Origin of the sequence: Pandoraea sp. XY-2, from assembly GCF_004193915.1 — a bacterium.
In the GTDB taxonomy this organism is placed as follows: Bacteria; Pseudomonadota; Gammaproteobacteria; order Burkholderiales; family Burkholderiaceae; genus Pandoraea; species Pandoraea cepalis.
In genome coordinates this window covers 4,010,109-4,029,920 of the sequence record NZ_CP030849.1, presented here as the reverse complement: position 1 = coordinate 4,029,920, position 19,812 = coordinate 4,010,109, and the positions used below count along the sequence as shown (strand labels likewise).

General features: G+C 65.7%; 17 protein-coding genes. 9 read left to right on the top strand and 8 right to left on the bottom strand.

What is annotated here, in order from left to right; all coding sequences use genetic code 11:
* The first annotated feature begins 109 nt into the window (after positions 1-109).
* From DRB87_RS23125 to DRB87_RS18110, 3 genes are all read left to right on the top strand, one after another.
* On the top strand, positions 110-2,524 hold the full coding sequence (locus DRB87_RS23125; protein ID WP_165385209.1) for a DUF6600 domain-containing protein: 2,415 nt from the start codon (positions 110-112) through the stop codon (positions 2,522-2,524).
* A gap of 202 nt (positions 2,525-2,726) precedes the next feature.
* Positions 2,727-3,800: a ferrochelatase gene (hemH, locus tag DRB87_RS18115; protein WP_130026885.1), complete on the top strand. Its 1,074-nt coding sequence runs from the start codon at positions 2,727-2,729 to the stop codon at positions 3,798-3,800.
* Positions 3,801-3,924: 124 nt separating this feature from the next.
* The gene (locus DRB87_RS18110; protein WP_130026884.1) at positions 3,925-4,329 is read left to right on the top strand and encodes an RNA-binding S4 domain-containing protein; all 405 of its coding nucleotides are present in this window, start codon (positions 3,925-3,927) and stop codon (positions 4,327-4,329) included.
* A gap of 117 nt (positions 4,330-4,446) precedes the next feature.
* On the opposite strand, the gene DRB87_RS18105 is transcribed toward DRB87_RS18110, so the two are convergent.
* A complete protein-coding gene (locus DRB87_RS18105) occupies positions 4,447-4,635 on the bottom strand; it encodes a hypothetical protein (RefSeq protein ID WP_130026883.1) in 189 nt (62 codons plus the stop codon).
* 298 nt (positions 4,636-4,933) lie between these two features.
* Here DRB87_RS18105 and grpE point away from each other — a divergent pair, with 298 nt between their 5' ends.
* The 4 genes from grpE to DRB87_RS18085 all read left to right on the top strand — a co-directional run bounded on the left by grpE (position 4,934) and on the right by DRB87_RS18085 (position 10,887).
* Entirely contained in the window at positions 4,934-5,479 is a 546-nt protein-coding gene (gene grpE / locus DRB87_RS18100) for a nucleotide exchange factor GrpE (RefSeq protein ID WP_017232022.1), read from the top strand.
* 243 nt (positions 5,480-5,722) lie between these two features.
* Entirely contained in the window at positions 5,723-7,648 is a 1,926-nt protein-coding gene (gene dnaK, locus DRB87_RS18095) for a molecular chaperone DnaK (protein ID WP_130026882.1), read from the top strand.
* 127 nt (positions 7,649-7,775) lie between these two features.
* Complete coding sequence (gene dnaJ, locus DRB87_RS18090) at positions 7,776-8,927, top strand: molecular chaperone DnaJ (protein ID WP_017232024.1); 1,152 nt, start codon at positions 7,776-7,778, stop codon at positions 8,925-8,927.
* Between the two features lie 4 nt (positions 8,928-8,931).
* On the top strand, positions 8,932-10,887 hold the full coding sequence (locus DRB87_RS18085) for a chorismate-binding protein (RefSeq protein WP_165385356.1): 1,956 nt from the start codon (positions 8,932-8,934) through the stop codon (positions 10,885-10,887).
* 130 nt (positions 10,888-11,017) lie between these two features.
* On the opposite strand, the gene DRB87_RS18080 is transcribed toward DRB87_RS18085, so the two are convergent.
* The 3 genes from DRB87_RS18080 to DRB87_RS18070 form a co-directional block, all read right to left on the bottom strand.
* Positions 11,018-12,046, bottom strand: coding sequence for an ABC transporter substrate-binding protein (locus DRB87_RS18080; protein WP_130026881.1), 1,029 nt, complete (start codon positions 12,044-12,046; stop codon positions 11,018-11,020).
* Between the two features lie 90 nt (positions 12,047-12,136).
* Positions 12,137-13,048 (bottom strand): ABC transporter permease, encoded by a 912-nt coding sequence (locus DRB87_RS18075; protein WP_206100120.1) that lies wholly within the window; start codon positions 13,046-13,048, stop codon positions 12,137-12,139.
* A 19-nt stretch (positions 13,049-13,067) separates the two neighbouring features.
* Positions 13,068-13,868 carry an ABC transporter ATP-binding protein gene (locus DRB87_RS18070; RefSeq protein ID WP_130026880.1) on the bottom strand — a complete coding sequence of 267 codons (801 nt, stop codon included), beginning with the start codon at positions 13,866-13,868 and terminating at the stop codon, positions 13,068-13,070.
* 244 nt (positions 13,869-14,112) lie between these two features.
* Between DRB87_RS18070 and DRB87_RS18065 the strand changes: the two genes are divergently transcribed.
* Both DRB87_RS18065 and DRB87_RS18060 read left to right on the top strand, forming a co-directional pair.
* Positions 14,113-14,775, top strand: a complete 663-nt coding sequence (locus DRB87_RS18065; protein ID WP_130026879.1) for a response regulator transcription factor — start codon at positions 14,113-14,115, stop codon at positions 14,773-14,775.
* Positions 14,772-16,139, top strand: coding sequence for a sensor histidine kinase (locus DRB87_RS18060; RefSeq protein ID WP_130026878.1), 1,368 nt, complete (start codon positions 14,772-14,774; stop codon positions 16,137-16,139). The genes DRB87_RS18065 and DRB87_RS18060 overlap by 4 nt, the downstream gene beginning before the upstream one ends.
* Before the next feature lie 143 nt (positions 16,140-16,282).
* Here DRB87_RS18060 and panB read toward each other — a convergent pair whose 3' ends face one another.
* Genes panB through pcnB form a run of 4 tightly spaced genes read right to left on the bottom strand, consistent with a single transcriptional unit; the run spans position 16,283 to position 19,807 of the window.
* A complete protein-coding gene (gene panB / locus DRB87_RS18055) occupies positions 16,283-17,101 on the bottom strand; it encodes a 3-methyl-2-oxobutanoate hydroxymethyltransferase (protein WP_130026877.1) in 819 nt (272 codons plus the stop codon).
* A 54-nt stretch (positions 17,102-17,155) separates the two neighbouring features.
* A complete protein-coding gene (locus tag DRB87_RS18050) occupies positions 17,156-17,812 on the bottom strand; it encodes a deoxynucleoside kinase (protein ID WP_026131614.1) in 657 nt (218 codons plus the stop codon).
* A complete protein-coding gene (gene folK / locus DRB87_RS18045) occupies positions 17,809-18,321 on the bottom strand; it encodes a 2-amino-4-hydroxy-6-hydroxymethyldihydropteridine diphosphokinase (RefSeq protein ID WP_130026876.1) in 513 nt (170 codons plus the stop codon). Before folK ends, DRB87_RS18050 begins: the two co-directional genes overlap by 4 nt.
* Positions 18,281-19,807, bottom strand: a complete 1,527-nt coding sequence (gene pcnB / locus DRB87_RS18040) for a polynucleotide adenylyltransferase PcnB (protein WP_370364018.1) — start codon at positions 19,805-19,807, stop codon at positions 18,281-18,283. The genes folK and pcnB overlap by 41 nt, the downstream gene beginning before the upstream one ends.
* Between the last annotated feature and the right edge of the window lie 5 nt (positions 19,808-19,812).

Here is a 19,812-nt window from a genome sequence, read left to right as displayed (position 1 = left end):
TGTGGCGAAGCCGTCGTCACGGCGTTCGCCGAAGGATTCGGACAGATCAACAAGGTGGTGCGACCGAGACAACGCTTGGCGCGTGCACCGGACAGTGCCCGGAGTGTCTATGAAATCCCTGATTTCCTGGCGGACGGTGGTTCGCTGTCTTGGCGTCGGGCTCGCGCTCGGCGCCCTTGGCGCGGCAGGACTTCCCGCGCTGGCGCAGGCACAGAGCGCCGATCCCCCGGGGCGAGTGGCGCGTCTGAATGCATTCGACGGCACCGTCACGTACGCCCCCGCAGGTACCAGCGACTGGCGCTATGCCGATCGCAACCGGCCGCTCACCACGGGCGATGCCGTCTGGGTCGAGCGCAACAGCCGCGCCGAGATGCATGTGGGCGGCACGGCGGTTCGCATGGGGGCGTCCACGAGCGTCGTTCTCTCGGCCGTGACCGACCAGAATGTGCAACTGAACGTAACGCAGGGTACGGTCGGTCTGCATTTGAGGGCTTTCGATCCGAACCAGCCTTACGAGATCGACACGCCCAACCTGGCGTTCGTCCCGCAACAGGCCGGGGAGTATCGTCTAGATGTCGATCCGGGCGGGGTGACGACCGTGAGCGTCTGGCGCGGGGCGGCGACCGTCTACGGTCAAGGCGCGTCGGTACTGTTGCAATCGGGCCAACGGGTGGCCTTTGTGGGCCAGAATCTGACGCAGCAGTCGGCCGGGCCCCTCGTGGCCGATGGGTTCGACCAATGGGTGCGCCAGCGAGACGCGCGCGAGGAGGGCTCGATCTCCGCGCGCTATGTGTCGCGCGACATGACCGGCTTCGAAAGCCTGGACGACTACGGCGAGTGGCAAGAGACCCCGGGCTACGGTGCCGTTTGGGTGCCGTCGGACGTGCCGACGGGCTGGGCGCCGTATCGCACGGGCCATTGGGCCTGGGTCGACCCGTGGGGATGGACCTGGGTCGACGATGCGCCGTGGGGCTTCGCGCCCTATCACTACGGACGGTGGGCCTATGTCGACGCACGCTGGTGCTGGGTGCCGGGGCCGGTCGCGGTGCGTCCGGTGTACGCCCCGGCGCTGGTCGGCTGGGTCAGCGGCAACAGCGGCGGAAACGCATGGGGGATCACGTTTGCGGCAGGGGGCGCGGGACTCGCGTGGTTTGCGTTGGGTCCGCACGACGCGTACCGTCCGGCGTATCGCGCCAGCGCGTCGTATGTCACCAATATCAATCGATCGACGGTGATCCAGACGACCAACGTCACGAATATCCACGTCAACAATGTTTATGTGAACCGTAATGTGCGCGGCGCTGTCTCGACGATGCCGGCACAGGCGTTCGTGCAGGGCCGGAGGGTCGGCGCGCCGGTGGCATTGGCCGCCCCGCGCGCTGGACAGACTTGGCGTATCGGAAATACGCCGGGCGTCGCACCGGTGAAGCAGAGCGTGTTTGGCAACAGTCGCCCGGCGCCGGTCACGCCGCCGGCCGGCGTGTTCAACCGGCAGGTGCTGGCCACGCGTGCGCCGGTCGGTCGCGCCATGCCGTCGCGTGAACTCACGAGCACGCTGCACGCGGTGCCGAATGCCGGTGGCGCACCGCTGACGTTCGGCCAGAACGCGCAACCACGCCAGAGCGGCAGGTCGACGGGGCCGAACCCGCAGGGGCGTGTGCAGCCGCGTGTAACGGTGGTCGACACGCACGGGCCGGTCGGTGCGGAGAACGGAGCGGCGGGTGCAACGCGCGCGCAACCGCCCGTCAAGGCCATGGGCGCGGAATCGGCGCATGGGGGGCCACCGCCGGCCCACGCCGTACCGCCGATGCAGACTGCGCCGGGAACGCCGGGAACGCCGGGAGCGCCGGGCATGCCAGGGGGCCAGGGGTGTCGGGAGTGCCGGGAGTGCCGGGAGTGCCGGGGCGCTCGGGGGTACCTGGAGTGCCGGGGGCCCGGGAGAACCCGGGGTGCCAGGGCGTGGCGTTTATCAGAGTCGTCCGGGGCAGTTCGCGCCGCAGTCCCAACCGCCAGTCCGGGGTGGACAGACGGTGCCGTCCGGCGTGCCACACCCGCCGGGCGTGATGATGCCGGGGCAACCTGCCGTGCGAGGCGAAGCCCCGCAGGCGGTGCCTCAGCCTGGGCACGACGCGGCGCAACGGGATATGCAGCGGAATCGCCCATCCCCGCAGACGCCCGCGGCGTCGCCCGAGCCGCAGCGTGTTCAACCGGATGCGGCCGGAGCATCGCGTCGACCGCAGCAGTGGCAGTCGCACTCACAGCCGCAAGCGCCCCAGCAACCCGTTCGGCCGCAACCGCAGATGGCGCATCCTCAGCCGCAGCCGCAGCCGCAACCTCGTCCGCAGCCGCAGATCGAGCGTCAGCAAGCCGCGCCGAGACCGCAGCCGCAGATCGAGCGTCAGCAAGCCGCGCCGAGACCGCAGCCTCAACCGGACCATCCGCAGGTCCCCGTTCGGCCGCAGCAGCCACCGCAGGTGGTGCCGCACCCGCAACCGCAGGAACGTCCGCAGCCTGCGCCGCGTGAACGCAAGCCAGAGGGAGCGCAAGTCCCCGCGCATGGCGTCGAGCGTCCCTCCGCATCGCATCGTCCGTCACGCGAAGGCGAGCCCCCGCGCGGCTAATTGGCGCCCCGAACGCCGCGACCCGCCGTCATCCGCTGACGGACGGCGGGTGCGCGGCGGCCGGGGCCCGGCACGTGGTGCCCGCCTTGCGGTAAAGTACGCTCCATGCGCTTCGATCCCGAACCCATTTCGCATGGTCAGACCGGCAAGACGGCCGTTCTGCTGATTAACCTAGGCACGCCCGACGAGCCGCGTCCCGCGGCCGTGCGCCGCTATTTGCGCGAGTTTCTGTCGGATCCTCGCGTCGTGGAAATTCCCTCGTTGATATGGCAGCCGTTGCTGCGGCTGGTAATCCTGCCGTTCCGCTCGCGCCAGTCGGCGCAAAAATACGCAACGATCTGGACGCGCGACGGCTCCCCGCTCAAGGTGAACACCGAATACCAGACGAACGCGTTGCGGGCCTTGCTGCACGCGAACGACTACGACGTGGTCGTCGACTACGCCATGCGCTACGGCAACCCGTCGATTCCGGAGCGCATTCGTGCGCTGCGGCAATCCGGCGTCGAGCGCATTCTGGTTCTGCCGCTCTATCCCCAGTATTCGAGCAGTACGACCGCCACCGCGACCGATGCCGTATTCCGCGTGCTCGGCCGGCTGCGCAATCAGCCCGATGTGCGCACGGTGCGCGACTATCACGATCATCCGGCGTACATCGAGGCATTGCGTCAGCAGGTCGAAGGCTACTGGCAGCAACACGGCCGGCCCGATTTCTCGGCAGGCGAGCGACTGTTGCTGAGCTTTCACGGCGTGCCGCGCCGCACGCTCGACCTGGGTGATCCTTACCACGATCAGTGCGTAAAGACCGCGCGTGCGCTGGGCGCCGCGCTGGGCCTCGACGAGACGACCTGTCGCCTCACGTTTCAGTCGCGTTTCGGCAAGGCTGAATGGCTGCAGCCTTACACGGCGCCCACGCTCGAAGAGCTGGGCCGCGGGGGCACGCCGCGTGTTGACGTATTCTGCCCCGGCTTCACCTCCGATTGTCTCGAGACGCTCGAGGAAATCAACATGGAAGGCCGCCACGCGTATCTGTCCGCGGGCGGCAAGGCGTTTCACTTCATCCCGTGCCTGAACGGCGCGAGCGCCTGGATCACGGCACTCGGCGAAATCGCGGCGCGTCACCTGCAAGGGTGGCCGGTGCTGACGCCCGAGGGGCCGCGCAGGCGTCGGTGGCGGCGGTAGCCTCGACCCGGCAACGACAAGTGGCGGCCGTGGCGGCGTTCGAGGAAGCCAACGCCGCGGCGGCGGCATCGAACGCAACGGCTGCGACAGCCGCAGCGGCGCAGGGCCAGCCGGGAGCGAGCACGTGACGGTCAAGGTCGACGACTCTCCGCAGGCGGCCACACGCATCGACAAATGGTTGTGGGCGGCGCGCTTTTTCAAGACGCGTTCGCTCGCCACGCAGGCGGTCGAGCGCGGGCGCGTGCTGTGCAACGAGGCGCGCGTCAAACCGTCGCGCGACGTGCGTCCGGGGGATCTCGTCTCGGTGGACAACGGCAGCACGCGGTGGGACGTGCGCGTGAAGGCCATCGCGGAAGTCCGGGGCTCCGCCCCGGTGGCGCAGTCGCTATATGAAGAGACTGAGGCCAGTGTTCGCGCGCGTGCCGACGCGAGTGAACGCCGGCGTCTGTTCCAGGAGCCTGCCGCGCAACTGCACGGGCGGCCGACAAAACGGGATCGCCGCCGTCTCGGGGGCGTCGGCGAGTTGTAATGAGGGGAAGGGGGCGCCGCGCGAACTCATCGCTTGACGTCGGCGTGCGGGGTCCAAGTTCGAGTTCGAAGTGCGAGAGCGCGGGCCTGTCGCCATGGCGGCCGCGCCCTCGGGTGACTAGCGCGAAGGAATTCCGGTATCGGACGAATGCACCGGAACGCCCGGCATTTCAAAGTCGTGATACAGCACCGCCCGCACGCCACCGTACTCGGTATCGCGGGGGGTGACTGCGCCGGACAAGCAGATCGTAATCGTTACCGTCGTCACCAACGCAAGGATGAAGACAACAGCCAGTGGCAGCTTCATGATGCGCTCCTGAAAGAACGCTCGACGGGACGGGGGATGTCCGGCGAGCGGCCGGGTTCAGCGCGGCACATGCCTCCGCTGAACCGTATTTCATGTTAGGTCGCAGCAACGGCCGATACAATAGCGGACTCGTAACGCGTGTAACCGGATATTTATCGGCACGCGGCGCGCACCGGCATGGCGCACAGCGCGCCGCCAGCCCTTGAAATCGGTGTGAACGCCCCTACTATCCAAAGGGATTTGAACCGGTGGCGCATCGTCGTGGTGCGCCGCAAGAACCTTTTGACGACTCAAGCTCATGACTGAACCGCAAAACACCCCCGATCAGCCGATTCCGTCCCAGGCCGAAGCGGCCCCGACCGACGCGGCGGGCGCGAACGACGCGCTGCCCTCGGTCGAGGCGCAACTGCTGGCGGCCCAGGCCGAAGCGGCAGCCCTGCGCGACGACGCCTTGCGCGCGCGCGCCGAGATGGAGAACGTTCGCCGCCGTGCGGAAGAGGACGTGGCAAAGGCGCGCAAATTCGCCGTCGAGAGCTTCGCGGAGAACCTGCTGCCGGTGATCGACAGCCTGGAAGCGGCCGCGGCCGACAAGAGCGGCGATGTGGCCAAGCTCCAGGAAGGCGTCGCCCTGACGTTGCGCCAGCTTGTCTCGGCGCTCGAACGCAGCCGGGTGACGGTCATCGACCCGGCCGGTGCGAAGTTCGATCCGCATCAACATCAGGCCATTTCGATGGTGCCCGCCGAGCAGGAGCCGAACACCGTCGTCGCGGTACTGCAAAAGGGCTACCTCATCGCCGATCGCGTGCTGCGCCCGGCGCTCGTGACCGTCGCGGCGGCCAAGTAATCGGGCCGCGCCGGCGTCGGACGTCATGACATCATGGCAAGTTCCGGCAACCGGCACGGCATTCCCGGCCGTGGACTGCACGGGCGTCATGCCGATGGTTACGCTGGCACGACGCGGGGTAAAACCGGACGACAAGAAGGGTCTTGAAATGGACCGGGCTGTACCCATATGACGTGCAGATCAACGATTTGAGCGGGCCACAGGCCCCACGGAACGACGCAAAGGACGCTAGGAGAAATAAACATGGGCAAAATCATTGGTATCGACTTGGGCACCACGAACTCGTGCGTGGCCGTCATGGAAGGCAATCAGGTCAAGATCATCGAGAACGCGGAAGGTGCCCGCACCACGCCGTCGATCATCGCCTATATGGAAGATGGCGAGATTCTGGTCGGCGCACCGGCCAAGCGCCAGGCGGTGACCAATCCGACGAACACGCTGTACGCTGTCAAGCGCCTGATCGGCCGCCGCTTCGAAGAAAAGGAAGTGCAAAAGGACATCGGCCTGATGCCTTACAAGATTGTCAAGGCTGAGAACGGTGATGCCTGGGTGGAAGTGCGCGACCAGAAGCTGGCCCCGCCGCAGATTTCCGCCGAAGTGCTGCGCAAGATGAAGAAGACCGCCGAGGACTACCTGGGCGAGCCGGTCACGGAAGCCGTGATCACGGTACCGGCCTACTTCAACGACAGCCAGCGTCAGGCCACGAAGGACGCCGGCCGTATCGCCGGTCTGGAAGTCAAGCGCATCATCAACGAGCCGACCGCTGCCGCACTGGCATTCGGTCTGGACAAGAAGGAAGGCGGCGACCGCAAGATCGCGGTGTATGACCTGGGTGGCGGCACGTTCGACATCTCGATCATCGAAATCGCGGACGTGGACGGCGAACACCAGTTCGAAGTGCTGTCGACCAACGGCGACACGTTCCTCGGTGGCGAAGACTTCGACCAGCGCATCATCGACTACATCATCGGCGAGTTCAAGAAGGAACAAGGTGTCGATCTGTCGAAAGACGTGCTTGCGCTGCAACGCCTGAAGGAAGCGGCGGAAAAGGCCAAGATCGAACTGTCGTCGAGCCAGCAGACTGAAATCAACCTGCCGTACATCACGGCCGATGCCTCGGGTCCGAAGCACTTGAACCTGAAGATCACGCGTGCCAAGCTCGAAGCGCTGGTCGAAGAGCTGATCGCCCGCACGATCGATCCCTGCCGTCTGGCCATCAAGGATGCCGGCGTGAAGGTGAGCGACATCGACGACGTGATTCTGGTCGGCGGGATGACCCGCATGCCGAAGGTGCAGGAGAAGGTCAAGGAGTTCTTCGGCAAGGAACCGCGCAAGGACGTGAACCCGGACGAAGCCGTGGCCGCAGGTGCCTCGATTCAGGGCTCGGTCCTCTCGGGCGACCGCAAGGATGTGCTGCTGCTCGACGTGACGCCGCTCTCGCTGGGTATCGAAACGCTCGGCGGCGTGATGACGAAGATGATCACGAAGAACACCACGATCCCGACGAAGCACTCGCAAGTGTTCTCGACGGCCGACGACAATCAGCCGGCCGTGACGATCAAGGTGTACCAGGGTGAGCGCGAGATGGCCGCCGGCAACAAGTCGCTGGGCGAGTTCAATCTCGAAGGCATTCCGCCCGCCGCACGGGGTACGCCGCAGATCGAAGTGACCTTCGACATCGACGCCAACGGCATTTTGCACGTCGGCGCGAAGGACAAGGCCACGGGCAAGGAAAACAAGATCGTCATCAAGGCGAACTCGGGTCTGTCGGACGCCGAGATCGAGCAGATGGTCAAGGATGCCGAGCTCAACGCCGAGGAAGACAAGAAGGCGCGCGAACTGGCCGACTCCCGCAATCAGGGCGACGCCCTCGTGCACAGCACCCGCAAGGCGCTGACGGAGTACGGCGACAAGATCGAAGCCTCGGAAAAGGAAGCGATCGAGTCGGCCATCACGGCGCTGGAAGGCGCGCTGCGCGGTTCGGACAAGGCGGACATCGATGCCAAGGTCGAGGCGCTCGGCACTGCCAGCCAGAAGCTCGGCGAGAAGATGTATGCCGACATGCAGGCGCAAGCCGGTGCTGCGGGTGCCGCGGGCGCCGAGCCGGGCAAGCCGCATGACGATAACGTCGTCGACGCCGAAGTGAAGGACGTCACCGACAAGAAGTAAGGCGTGCATGGCGCGCGACGCTCATGAACGTGCGTCGCGTGTAGGCCGGGTATCGAAGTTCTCTGCCAAGGGAATCTCGACCCGGCTTTTTGCCTGATGGCGACATGCGCCAACATTGGAAAGACTTATGGCCAAACGTGATTACTACGAAGTGCTTGGCGTTGCCAAGAACGCCGCCGACGACGAAATCAAGAAGGCGTATCGCAAGCTGGCGATGAAGTACCATCCGGACCGCAATCCGGACAGCAAGGACGCCGAAGAGAAGTTCAAGGAAGTCAAAGAGGCTTACGAGATGCTCTCCGAGCCGGAGAAGCGTGCCGCGTACGACCAGTATGGTCACGCGGGCGTCGACCCGAACATGGGCGGCTTCGGCGGGGCGGGCGGTCAGGGCTTCGGCGGCTTCGCGGACGCGTTCGGCGATATCTTCGGCGACATCTTCGGTCAGGGCGGCCCTGGCGGTGCGGGTGCCCGTGGTGGCCGGGGCGGTCCGCAGGTGTATCGCGGCGCAGATCTGCGCTACAACATGGAGATCACGCTCGAGCAGGCCGCGAACGGTTTCGACACGCAGATTCGCGTGCCGAGCTGGGACGAATGCGAGATCTGCCACGGCAACGGCGCGAAGCCGGGCACGAAGCCCGAGACCTGCCCGACCTGTAACGGATCGGGCGCGGTGCGCATGTCGCAGGGCTTCTTCAGCATTCAGCAGACCTGCCCGAAGTGCCACGGTACGGGCTCGTACCTGCCCGACCCCTGCACAAACTGCCACGGCTCGGGCAAGATCAAGAAGACCAAGACGCTGGAGATCAAGATCCCGGCGGGTATCGAAGACGGCATGCGCATTCGCTCGGGCGGCAACGGCGAACCGGGTGTGAATGGCGGTCCGGCGGGCGACCTGTATGTGGAAATCCACATCAAGGCGCACAACGTGTTCGAGCGCGACGGCGACGATCTGCATTGCCAGATGCCGATTTCGTTCGCGACGGCGGCACTCGGTGGCGACATCGACGCCCCGACGCTGCATGGAAAGGCGACGTTCGAAGTGCCGGAAGGCACGCAGACGGGCAAGACGTTCCGCCTGCGCGGCAAGGGCATCAAGGGCCTGCGCGCGAGCTATCCGGGCGATCTGTACGTGCATGTGCAGGTGGAAACGCCGGTCAAGCTCGACGACAAGCAGAAGCAAATGCTGCGTGACTTCGATACCGCACTCAAGGCCGGCGGCGCCCGTCACAGCCCACAGACGAAGGGTTGGTTCGACCGCGTGAAGCAGTTCTTCGAGTAATTCCATGTCATGTGAAGCCCCCATGGCCGCGTTCGCGCTGTTGGACGACAGCGCGGATCCGGCCGGCGGGGCGCGTCTGTATACCGGGCTCGTGCGCGAGGTGACTTGCGACGAGCCCGGTGTGCTTTCCGACGCGCTTCGCGAAGTGGAAGACGCCACGCGTCACGGCCTGCATGCCGTGTTGCTGGCCGACTACGAATTCGGTGTGCGTCTCGCGGGCGTACAGACGGTCGCGACGCGTCGCGCGCGGGGACGACTGCGTGTCCTGCTGTTTCGCGAGTTGCAGCGGCTCGACGCGACGCAAACGCAGGCGTGGCTGTCGCAACGCGAAGCGGCCGATGCCTGTGACGGCAGGGGGGCGCCTGTCGTTGCCGGTCACGGCGACGGCATTGCGCCGCCCGGCGTGGCCGGGGTCGCGGCGCTGCAAAGCGACGTGAGCGATGCTGCCTTCGACGACGCCATCGCCCGCATCCACGACTGGCTCTCGCAAGGCGAGTGCTATCAGATCAACTACACGTACCGTTTGAATTTCGACGCGTTCGGCTCGCCCGTCGCGCTGTATCGCCGGCTGCGCGCGCGCCAGCCGGTGCCGTACGGTGCGCTCGTCATGTTACCGGGCGCGTCGGGCGTGGCCGGCCGGGCGATTCTCTCTCTCTCGCCCGAACTGTTCCTGCGTCATTCGCGCGGCCAGATCGAGGCGCGTCCGATGAAAGGCACGGCGCCGGCCAGCGGCGACGCATCGGTGGACGCCGAGCGCAGCGCCGCGCTCGCGGCCGACGAGAAGAACCGCGCCGAGAACGTGATGATCGTCGACCTGTTGCGCAACGACCTCGGACGGCTCGCGATACCCGGCTCGGTCGAGGTGCCGAGGCGCTTCGAGGTGACGCGATTCGCGAGCGTCCTGCAGATGACATCGACCGTCACGGCAACGCTGCCGCAAGCGGCGACGTTCGCCGACGTGTTGCGCGCGCTGTATCCCTGCGGTTCGATCACGGGCGCGCCGAAATATCGCGCGATGCAACTGATCGGTGAACTCGAGGCGTCGTCGCGCGGGCTCTACACCGGCGCGATCGGCTGGCTGGATGCACGCGAGGACGACCCGCACGCGCTTGGCGACTTCTGCCTGTCCGTCGCCATTCGCACGCTGGAACTCGATGCGCCTGACGCCAGCGGGTTGCGGCGCGGACGATTGGGGGTCGGGGCGGGCATCGTGCTCGACAGCCGGGCGCACGAGGAGCGCGAAGAGTGCAGGCTCAAGGCGCGTTTCCTGAGTGCGCTCGATCCGGGCTTCGAACTCTTCGAGACGATGCAGGCGACGCAGGCGACGGGCGTGGCCCATCTCGCGCGGCACATGGCGCGCCTGGCGGCGTCTGCGACGGGGTTCGGCTTCCGGTTCGATGAGGCGGCTTTGCGTGCACAGATCGATGCGGTTGTCGCCACGCTGAGCGAAGACGACGTTCACCGTGTGCGTCTGGCGCTCTCGCATGACGGCACGGTCGCGATAACGCACGCCGTGCTGGCACCGCTACCGGGCAAGTCGGTCAAGGTGCTGCTGGCGGCGGCCGACGATCCCGCGAGCACGACCCGCGCGAACGACCTGTTCCTGCGCCACAAGACCACGGTGCGTGCGCGTTACGATGCGGCGTGGAAGAGGGCGGAAGCGAATGGCGCGTTCGACATGCTGTGCTTCAACGAGCGCGGCGAGCTGACCGAGGGCGGGCGCAGCAATGTGTTCGTCAAGCGCGATGGTATCTGGATGACGCCGCCGCTGTCGTGCGGTGTGTTGCCGGGCGTGATGCGCGGGGTGATGCTCGACGACGCGAAATGGTCGGCGGTGGAAGCCGTGCTCACACGAGACGACGTGCTGAGCGCACAGGCAATTGTCGTGTGCAATGCGCTGCGCGGTGCGCTGCCTGCGACGGTGTTGGCGGCGCCATCGACGACGCCATTGACCGCTTAAGTCGCTTAAGTCGCTTAAGTCGCTTCAGTCGCTTCAGTCGCTTCAGTCGCTTCAGTCGCATCAACCAGAACAAGCACACCCGGCGACTCACGCACGGCGGCGCCAACACGCGCCGCCGTGCGTTATGCCATTAACTGCCCTGACGCGCTGCCATCTGCGGCACGAACAGATCGCTCCACTTCGCCGGACGCGTCTTGATCGTGCCCGCGCGGCTCATGAACTCGACATACTGCATCAGGCCATTGGGCGTGGTGGTGAATTTCATGCCCGGATCGGCCAGAATCTGCTCGATGTCGGCTTGCGAAACGTTCATCTTCGACACGCGCAGGTACGTTTGCGCGGCGCCGACGTGATCCTTGGCGATGTACGCGGCCGCTTCGTCCTGGGCGTCCAGGATCGCCTGCACCAGCTTGGGATTCTGCACGGTGAACTGCTTGGGCGCGAAGACCACGTCGATGGTGATGTTGCCGAGCACGTCGGTGGAATTCAGCACCCGCTTGATGCGCGGATCCTTCAGTTCCTGGTACGAGAACGGCGGCGAGGTGAAGTGCGCCGTGATTTCCGTCTTGCCGGAGAGCAGGGCGCTGACGGCTTCCGGATGGCTCAGGCTGACCGTCAGCGGATCGAGCTTCGCGTAGTTCTCGATACCGAAGGCCTTGGCCGCCGCCATTTGCAGCAGCACGGCGGACAGCGACGTCTTGATGCCCGGAATCGCAATCTTGTCCTTCGAGGTGAAGTCCTTGAGCGACTTGACGTTCGGATTGTTCGTGTTGAGCCAGAGCGGGCCGCTCGACAGGGCCGACAGACCGATCACTTCCGAGCGCGGAATGCCGTGCGCCTTCGACCACAACGTGACGAAGCCCGGTGCGCCCGTGCCCGCGACATCGAGATTGCCGGCGAGCATGGCGTCATTGATGACATTGCCGCCGTCGAGAACGGTCCACGTCGTCTTCACGTCGCCCAGGCCCAATGCCTTCGCGTGCTTCTCGACGAGATGCTGGTCGCGCATGACCATCAGCGGCAGATAGAGAATGCCGTAGCCGTGCGACAAACGCACAGTGCTCGCTTCGGCGTGCGCGACGTTGCCGAGCGTGGAAAAGGCGGTCGTGGCGGCGAGCGTCAGCGCGCTTGCCCAGCGGGTGAAATGGCGTCGGTTCATGGTGTTGTTGTCTCCGGATAGTTGGAATTATTCATACCCCCGAAGGGGCGTCAATCAGACACTGCCGCAAAAAATCGTGTGAATCGTGAGTCAGTGCTGCATGCCCCAGCGGTGCAGCGTGCGCTTTTCGATGCGGGCGAACAGCAGGTTCTCGACCGCGAGACCGATCATGATCACGAAGAACAGGCCGGCGAACACGTTGGCCGTCTCCAGCGAATTGCGGTTCTCGAAGATGTACCAGCCCAGACCGCCCGAGCCGGACGACACGCCGAACACCAATTCCGCCGCGATCAGGGTGCGCCACGCAAACGCCCAGCCCACTTTCAGCCCGGTGAGAATGCTTGGGAACGCGGCCGGAATGAGCACATGCCGAACCAGCGCGAAACGTTTGAGCCCGTAGTTCTGCCCAACCATGCGCAGCGTTTTCGATACACCGCGAAAGCCGCTGTGCGTGTTGAGCGCCACGGCCCACAGCACCGAGTGCACGAGCACGAAGATCACGCTGCCGTTGCCCAGGCCGAACCAGATCAGCGCGAGCGGCAGCAACGCGATGGCCGGCAGCGGGTTGAACATGGCCGTGAGCGTTTCGAGCAGGTCGTTGCCGATCTTCGAGCTGATGGCGACGGTGGTCAGCACCGCGGCAAGCCCGATGCCGATGCCGTAGCCGATGAGCAGCGTTTTGAGCGAGACGGCAGCGCGCAGCAGCAGCACGCCGCTGGTCAATCCGCCGGCGAAGGCGCTGACCGTGTCGGTGAAACTCGGGAAGAGCAGCGCGTTGTCGAGCCAGCGGCCGTAGATTTCCCAGATCAAGGCGAGCACGCACAGGATGAGAGTCTTGCGCAGCCAGCTTAGCCGATACAGCGTTTCGAAGGTCGACAGCGGACGCTGAATCGACGACAGCTCGGCGGGCGTCGGTTCCAGCACGAATTCCGGCCGGTAGACGGCTTCGAGGGGCGCTTCAACGCTCGCCTTGGGGGACGACGGGGTGTGTTGCGAGGTCATGGCGTTCATGGCCGTCTCCTCAGTGGGCTGCGAACAGCAGTTGATCGATGCGCGTCTCGAGCGCGCTCTGGTGCGCCGTACCGAGTTGCTCCGGGGCGATGCTATTGAGTTCGGCCTTAACCTGGCCGGGGTGCGGCGAGAGCAGCAAAATGCGCGTGCCGATGCGAATCGCTTCGTCGATGCCGTGCGTGACGAACAGCACCGTGAAACGCGTGTCGTCCCACAGGCGCAGCAGTTCGTCCTGCATCTTGCGGCGCGTGAGGGCATCCAGCGCGGCGAACGGCTCGTCCATGAGCAGGACGTCGGGCTCCATCGCCATGCCGCGCGCGATGGACACGCGCTGCTTCATGCCGCCCGAGAGCGTGTGCGGATAGCTGTCGATGAACTTCGCGAGGCCAACCTTTTCGATGTAGTGGCCGGCACGCTCGGCGGCTTCGCGCCGCTTGAGGCGACCGCTGGCGATCAGCGCGAACTCCACGTTCTGACGCACGGTTTTCCACGGCAGCAGTTGATCGAATTCCTGGAACACCATCATGCGATCGGGACCCGGTTCGGTGATCGTGCGGCCCTTGAGGCGAATCTCGCCGTGGACCGGCGGCAGATAGCCGCCAATTGCCTTGAGCAACGTCGATTTGCCGCAGCCCGACGGGCCGAGCAGCACGAACCGGTCGCCCGGATAGACGTTGAAGCTCACTTGCTGCGCGGCGGTCACCAGGTAATCGTCGGTCTTGTATTGCAGCGTGACGCCATCGATTTCGAGTAATGGCGGCACCGCGGGCGCAGGGGTCCCGGCGGTGCCCGCATGGGCGGCGTTGTGCATTGCGTGTCTCCTGAGGGATGCTCTTATAATCGGTTCCCATGCTAAGCAGCGAAGCTGTAGCGAAGCTGACACGTCGGGCGCGCAGCACCCGAATGCAGGGGAAACCCCGAGGAAGTCGCCTGCGATTTCCGAGAGAATCCAGAGACCATCACGCACATCCGCCGGGAAGTCGCGAGAGAACAGCGGGAAAGCAGCGGAAAATACCGGGCGCCCCGTGATCACCATCGAAGGAGACTCAGGAACCATGCGCATCATGCTGGTGGAAGACACCGCCGATGTCGCCGAAGCGATTGCCACCCAGTTGCGCAGGCTCGGCCACGCGCTCGATTGCGAGACCGACGGCGCGGCCGCCGCGGCACGCATCGGCGACGATTACGACCTGCTGATCCTCGACGTCATGCTGCCGCACGTCGATGGCTTCGAGTTGCTGCGACGCGTGCGCGAGCGCGGCCTGTCCACACGCGTGCTCATGCTCACCGCGTGCGCGGAGATCGAGGAGCGGGTGCGCGCGCTCGATCTCGGGGCCGACGACTACCTCACCAAGCCGTTCGATTTTCGCGAGCTGGAAGCGCGCGTGCGAGCGCTCATGCGGCGCACCGGGCAGGACGCCACGAATCGGCTGACGTGCGCCAATCTCACGTTGGACCGCAAGAGCCGCGGCGTCGAGGTCGATGGCCTGCCGATCGAACTGACGCGTCGCGAAGTGACGCTGCTCGAAATTCTCGCGGCGCGCCCGGGACGCATCTTCGGCAAAGACGAACTCATGGATCGCCTGTATGGCGACGAGCCGGCACCGAATGCGAACGCCATCGAGCAATATGTGGCGCGTCTGCGCAAGAAACTGGCCGCCGCGCAATTCCAGATTCGCACGTTGCGCGGACTGGGTTATCAACTCGTGCTGTCATGATCGTTCCCGGCCGTTCCCTGTATCTGCGGCTGGTCGTTCGCATGGGCGCCGTGCTGGCGTTCGCCGTGGCGGCGGTGCTGCTCGGCATCTGGTTCTCGACGCGCGCGGCCGTCGACCGCGCGTACGACCGCTGGCTGCTCGGCAGCGCGCTGCAGGTCGCGGAAAACACGTGGTATCAGAATGGCGAGGTCAACGTCGACGTGCCGCTCGCCGCCTTTTCCGCCCTCGCGCCGGGCGATCAGATCTTCTACAACGTGCTCGATCCGAACGGCCGCTCGGTCGCGGGCGATTCGGAGTTCCGTCCCGATATTCCGTGGGACAAGCTGGCCGGCGGGCCGGTCGTGGTCGACGGCACGTACCAGGAGATGCCCATCCGCATCGCCATCGTCGGTCGCCGCATGCCGGTGAGCGCGCCGCATCCGTGGGCCGTGGTGGCACTGGCCCACACGCAGAACGCACGCGTGCGGTTCACGCGCGGACTGGCGGACAACACGTTGCTCATCACCATCGCCACCGGCGTGCTGACAATGCTCGCGGCGTTGTGGACGCTGCGTCAGGCGCTCGCGCCGCTCAAGCAGATCGAAGCGGCCATCCGGGCGCGCGATTCGAACGACCTCGTGCCGTTGGCGGTGACGGCGCCGGCCGAGACGCTGGCGCTCGTCGGTGCAATCAATGACTTCATGCAGCGGCTGGCCACCTCGCGCGCGCTGATGCGTCGTGTCATCGGCGACGCCGCGCATCAATTGCGCACGCCGGTGACGGCGCTCACCGCGCAGGCGGAAATGCTCACGCAGACGCAGGACGAGGCGGCGCGTCAGGCGCATATCGCGCGCATCCAGAAGCAGGCGCGTGGGCTGGGCGGACTCATTCACCAGTTGATCAATCACGCGATGGTGCAGCATCGCGCCGACAGCGTGGCGCCCACGCCGGTCGATCTGAAGGCGTTGTTGCCGGTGGCGATGCGCGAGACGCTGTCGTATGCAACACGCGATATCGATGTGGCCTTTCACGCACCGCCGACGCCCTGCATGATCGTCGGCGATGCACTGAGCTTGCGCGAAGCGATCAAGAACGTGCTGGTCAACGCGCTGGCGTATGGCGCACCGCATCGGCTTCACGTCGATGTGACGCGCGTCGACGATCAATGGCGCGTGCGTTTCTTCGACGATGGGCCGGGCATCCCCGAGTCGGAGTGGCAGCGGGTGCGCACGCCGTTCTCATCGCGCGCCGACGGACGCGAAGGGGCGAGCCTGGGGTTGGCGATGGTGGCCGAGGTGATGCATGCACACGGCGGAACGATGACGTTCGAGTGGGGCCCCGACGCGGGGTTCGCCGTCGTGTTGACGCTGCCGATGGCGGGATGAGCGCGGAACGATAGCGCAAGGGGGCGCAAGGGGTGCGTCAGGATCGCCGCAGGTTCGAGCGCGCGTGGCACATCAGCGTGCACAGAGGCAGCGGCGCGTTCGCGAGCCGCTGTCTCGTCAGCGCGTGGGCGGTGTCCGCTCGCTCAGAAGCAATGCGCTTGCGCAGGGAACGTGCCGTGCTTGACCGCTTGCACGTACGCCTCGATGGCGGCGGCAATGCTCGGTTGGCCTTCCATGAAGTTCATCGAGAACTTCGGTGACTTGCCGGGGAACACGCCGAGCATATCCTGCAGCACCAGCACTTGTCCGTCGCATTCGGGACCGGCCCCGATGCCGATGGTCGGCATCGTCGGCACTTCCGGGGTGACGCGCGCCGCAACGGCGGCCGGAATGGCTTCGAGCACGACCAACTGCGCGCCTGCCGCTTGCAGCGTACGCGCATCGTCGATCAACTGCGTTTGCGCAGCATCTTCACGCGCCTGAACCTTGAAGCCGCCGAACGCGTGCACCGACTGCGGCGTGAGCCCCAGATGCGCACACACGGGAATGCTGCGCTCCACCAGAAAGCGCACCGTCTCGGCGAGCCACGCGCCGCCTTCGATCTTCACCATTTGCGCGCCGGCCTGCATGACGGCCACGGCGCTCTGATAAGCCTGCTCCTTCGTGCCATAGGTGCCGAACGGCAGGTCGGCCAGTACGAGTGCCTTGTCGACACTGCGCGCGACGCATTCGGTGTGATAACAGATGTCGCGCAATGTGACGGGCAACGTCGTGCGCTGGCCCTGGATCACGTTGCCGAGCGAGTCGCCAATCAGAATGGCGTCGACCCCCACGCGGTCGAGCAGCGCGGCGAAACTTGCGTCATACGCGGTGAGCATGGCGATCTTCTCGCCCCGCTCGCGCATCTGGGCAAGCCCGGGAACGGTCACGGCCTTGCGGTTGGATTCTTGCAGATAACTCATGTCAGCCTCGGTTCGTGAGGTGTCGCCCGTTTGCCTGCGCGGCGCGGGCGACGATCAGGGGCGAGCGCCCTTGACGAAGACTTCCTTGCGTCCGCGCATCTGATCGATGCGTTCGACCAGCAGGGCGAAGTCATTGTCGTTATGCGCCGGGTCGAATTGTTCCGTGTCGACCGTCAATACCGGCGCAGCGGCGTAATGATAGAAGAATTCGCCGTAGATGTCGCACAGCGCGCGCAGATACGTATCGGGAATTTGCTGTTCCATCGGGATGGCGCGCTTCTGAATGCGCGCGAACAGCGTCTCGGGACTCGCCTGCAGATGAATCACGAGATCCGGCGCCCGGTGCGGCCGCTCGATGTGCGCCACGAGCCTGCGATACAGATCGAGTTCGTCGGCCGAGAGCGTCAGGCGTGCGAACAGGCCATCTTTTTCGGGAAGAAAGTCGGTGAAGATCGGTTTGCCGTCGATCTCGCGCCGGGCAATTTCTGTCGCTTCGTCGACCCGTTGCAGACAGAACGACAACTGCGCGGGCATCGCGTAGCGTGCGCTGTCGCGATAGAAACGTTCGAGAAACGGATTGAGCGTGGGCTGCTCGAGCAACACTGTGGCGCCGGCGGCATCGGCCAGGCGCTGCGCCAGCGACGTCTTGCCGACCCCGATGGGGCCCTCGACGGCCAGGTAGCGAAAACGCCCGAGCACGGGCGATCTCATGACACGTAGGCGCGCTTCGTCGGGCAGCAGCACTGCTCGACGCGCTCGATGCGCTGGTCGGCGACGCCTTGCAGCAAGGCGCTGACGCGGCCCAGGCCAGGGATGTCGAGTTCGGGAGCGAGATCCGCGAGCGGGCGCAGCACGAAGGCGCGCGCGGCCATGCGCGGATGCGGGACGATCAGGTCGGGTTCGGCGATGCACTCGTTGCCGTACAGCAGCAGGTCGAGATCGAGCGTGCGCGGCGCATTCTTGTACGGTCGCTCGCGTCCGAAATGCAACTCGATCTTCAGGCACAGCGTGAGCAACTGATGAGCGCTCAGGCTCGTCTCAACAGCGACGGCGCAGTTGAGATAGTCGTCGCCGCTCGATTCGATGGGGGCCGTGCGATACAAGTCAGACTTGCCAATGATCGTGACGCCGATCTGCTGCGCCAGGCAGACGATGGCGTCCTTGATCGATTGGCGGGCGTCACCGAGATTCGCGCCGAGCCCGATGTAGGCAACAGTCATGAGGCACCTTCGGAACCATGCTGTCGCGATGATACCCGCTTGCCCTGATTCTCGCTGGTCGCGCTCTCGTTGCCGCCGCCCCGTCGCCACGTTCGCCGCCCGCGCTTTCGCCACTGCTTCCGCCCGTCGGTTTGCGACGTCGGCGGCGACGCTTGGCGGCCGGCGTGGAGCCCGGTCCGCTGCCTTGGGAAAGCAGTGTGTCGCGTGTCGCGGCGTCGCCTTCGAGGAAGTCGGTCCACCATTGGCCGGCTTCGGCCGGGACTTCACCCGATTCGCAACGCAGCAGCAGGAAATCGTAACCCGCGCGCAGGCGCGGATGCTCGAGCATGCGCAGCGGCGTGCGGCCAACGCGTTTGTCCAGGCGCACCTGCAAGCCCCAGATATCCTTCATGTCGGCGACGAAACGGCGCTGGATCGCCAGCTTGCCGGTTTGCGCGTCGAGCACGTCGTCCATCGCGAGATGCAGCGCCGGAATCGGATATTCGCCCGCACTTTGATAGGCCTGCCACTTTTCGAGCACGAGATGCCAGAGCAGCGCGGCGAACAGGAAGCCCGGCGAGACCGGCTTGCCCGCGCGGATGCGTGCATCGGTGTTGGCGAGCGCCAGCATGACGAATTTCTCGCCCAACGGCTGCTCCAGTACCACGTCGAGCAACGGCAGCAGGCCGTGATGCAGGCCCTGCTCACGCAGTTGCTGCACACACGCCCACGCGTGACCCGAGAGCAGCAGCTTGAGCATCTCGTCGAACAGACGCGCCGCCGGCACGTTGTCGATGAGTGGCGCGAGCTGTGTAATCGGCTCGGCCGTCGCGTCGTCGATCTTGAAGCCGAGCTTGGCCGCGAAACGCACCACGCGCAGCATGCGCACGGGGTCTTCGCGGTAGCGCGTGGCCGGGTCGCCGATCATGCGCAGCACGCGCTTCTGAATGTCTTCCCAGCCGTGGTGATAGTCGTGCACCGTCTGGGCCGCCGGATCGTAATACATGGCGTTGACGGTGAAGTCGCGCCGGGCGGCGTCTTCCTCCTGCTCGCCCCAGACGTTGTCGCGCAGTACGCGGCCCGATTCGTCGGTGACGTGCGTCTTGCGGTCGAGTTCGCCTTTTTTCGGACGACGTGCGCCGATCTGCTCGCTGTCGACGGCATCGACCAGCGCCCGGAACGTGGAGGTCTCGATGATCTCCTGCCCGAACTGCACGTGCACGATCTGGAAGCGGCGACCGATGATGCGCGCGCGGCGGAACAGGCGCTGGACCTGCTCGGGCGTGGCGCTGGTGGCGACGTCGAAGTCTTTCGGCGCAATGCCCAGCAGCAGATCGCGCACGGCGCCGCCGACGATGAAGGCCTTGAACCCGGCTTGCTGCAGCGTGTCGGTCACGCGCACGGCGTTCTTCGAGAGCAGGCTCGGATCGATGCCGTGGACCGAGGCGGGGATGACGACCGGTTTGCCGGTCGGGGGCAGGTTGGCCTGGCTGTCTTTGCCAAGCAGTTTCT

Bases quoted from the DNA above. Each gene is read 5' to 3' on its own strand.
- DRB87_RS18080 (WP_130026881.1), bottom strand. From the start codon at position 12,046: ATGAACCGACGCCATTTCACCCGCTGGGCAAGCGCGCTGACGCTCGCC.
- DRB87_RS18075 (WP_206100120.1), bottom strand. From the start codon at position 13,048: ATGACCTCGCAACACACCCCGTCGTCCCCCAAGGCGAGCGTTGAAGCG.
- folK (WP_130026876.1), bottom strand. From the start codon at position 18,321: ATGACTGTTGCCTACATCGGGCTCGGCGCGAATCTCGGTGACGCCCGC.
- DRB87_RS18060 (WP_130026878.1), top strand. From the start codon at position 14,772: ATGATCGTTCCCGGCCGTTCCCTGTATCTGCGGCTGGTCGTTCGCATG.
- DRB87_RS18085 (WP_165385356.1), top strand. From the start codon at position 8,932: ATGTCATGTGAAGCCCCCATGGCCGCGTTCGCGCTGTTGGACGACAGC.
- dnaJ (WP_017232024.1), top strand. From the start codon at position 7,776: ATGGCCAAACGTGATTACTACGAAGTGCTTGGCGTTGCCAAGAACGCC.
- grpE (WP_017232022.1), top strand. From the start codon at position 4,934: ATGACTGAACCGCAAAACACCCCCGATCAGCCGATTCCGTCCCAGGCC.
- dnaK (WP_130026882.1), top strand. From the start codon at position 5,723: ATGGGCAAAATCATTGGTATCGACTTGGGCACCACGAACTCGTGCGTG.
- DRB87_RS18105 (WP_130026883.1), bottom strand. From the start codon at position 4,635: ATGAAGCTGCCACTGGCTGTTGTCTTCATCCTTGCGTTGGTGACGACG.
- DRB87_RS18065 (WP_130026879.1), top strand. From the start codon at position 14,113: ATGCGCATCATGCTGGTGGAAGACACCGCCGATGTCGCCGAAGCGATT.
- panB (WP_130026877.1), bottom strand. From the start codon at position 17,101: ATGAGTTATCTGCAAGAATCCAACCGCAAGGCCGTGACCGTTCCCGGG.
- DRB87_RS23125 (WP_165385209.1), top strand. From the start codon at position 110: ATGAAATCCCTGATTTCCTGGCGGACGGTGGTTCGCTGTCTTGGCGTC.
- DRB87_RS18070 (WP_130026880.1), bottom strand. From the start codon at position 13,868: ATGCACAACGCCGCCCATGCGGGCACCGCCGGGACCCCTGCGCCCGCG.
- DRB87_RS18050 (WP_026131614.1), bottom strand. From the start codon at position 17,812: ATGAGATCGCCCGTGCTCGGGCGTTTTCGCTACCTGGCCGTCGAGGGC.
- hemH (WP_130026885.1), top strand. From the start codon at position 2,727: ATGCGCTTCGATCCCGAACCCATTTCGCATGGTCAGACCGGCAAGACG.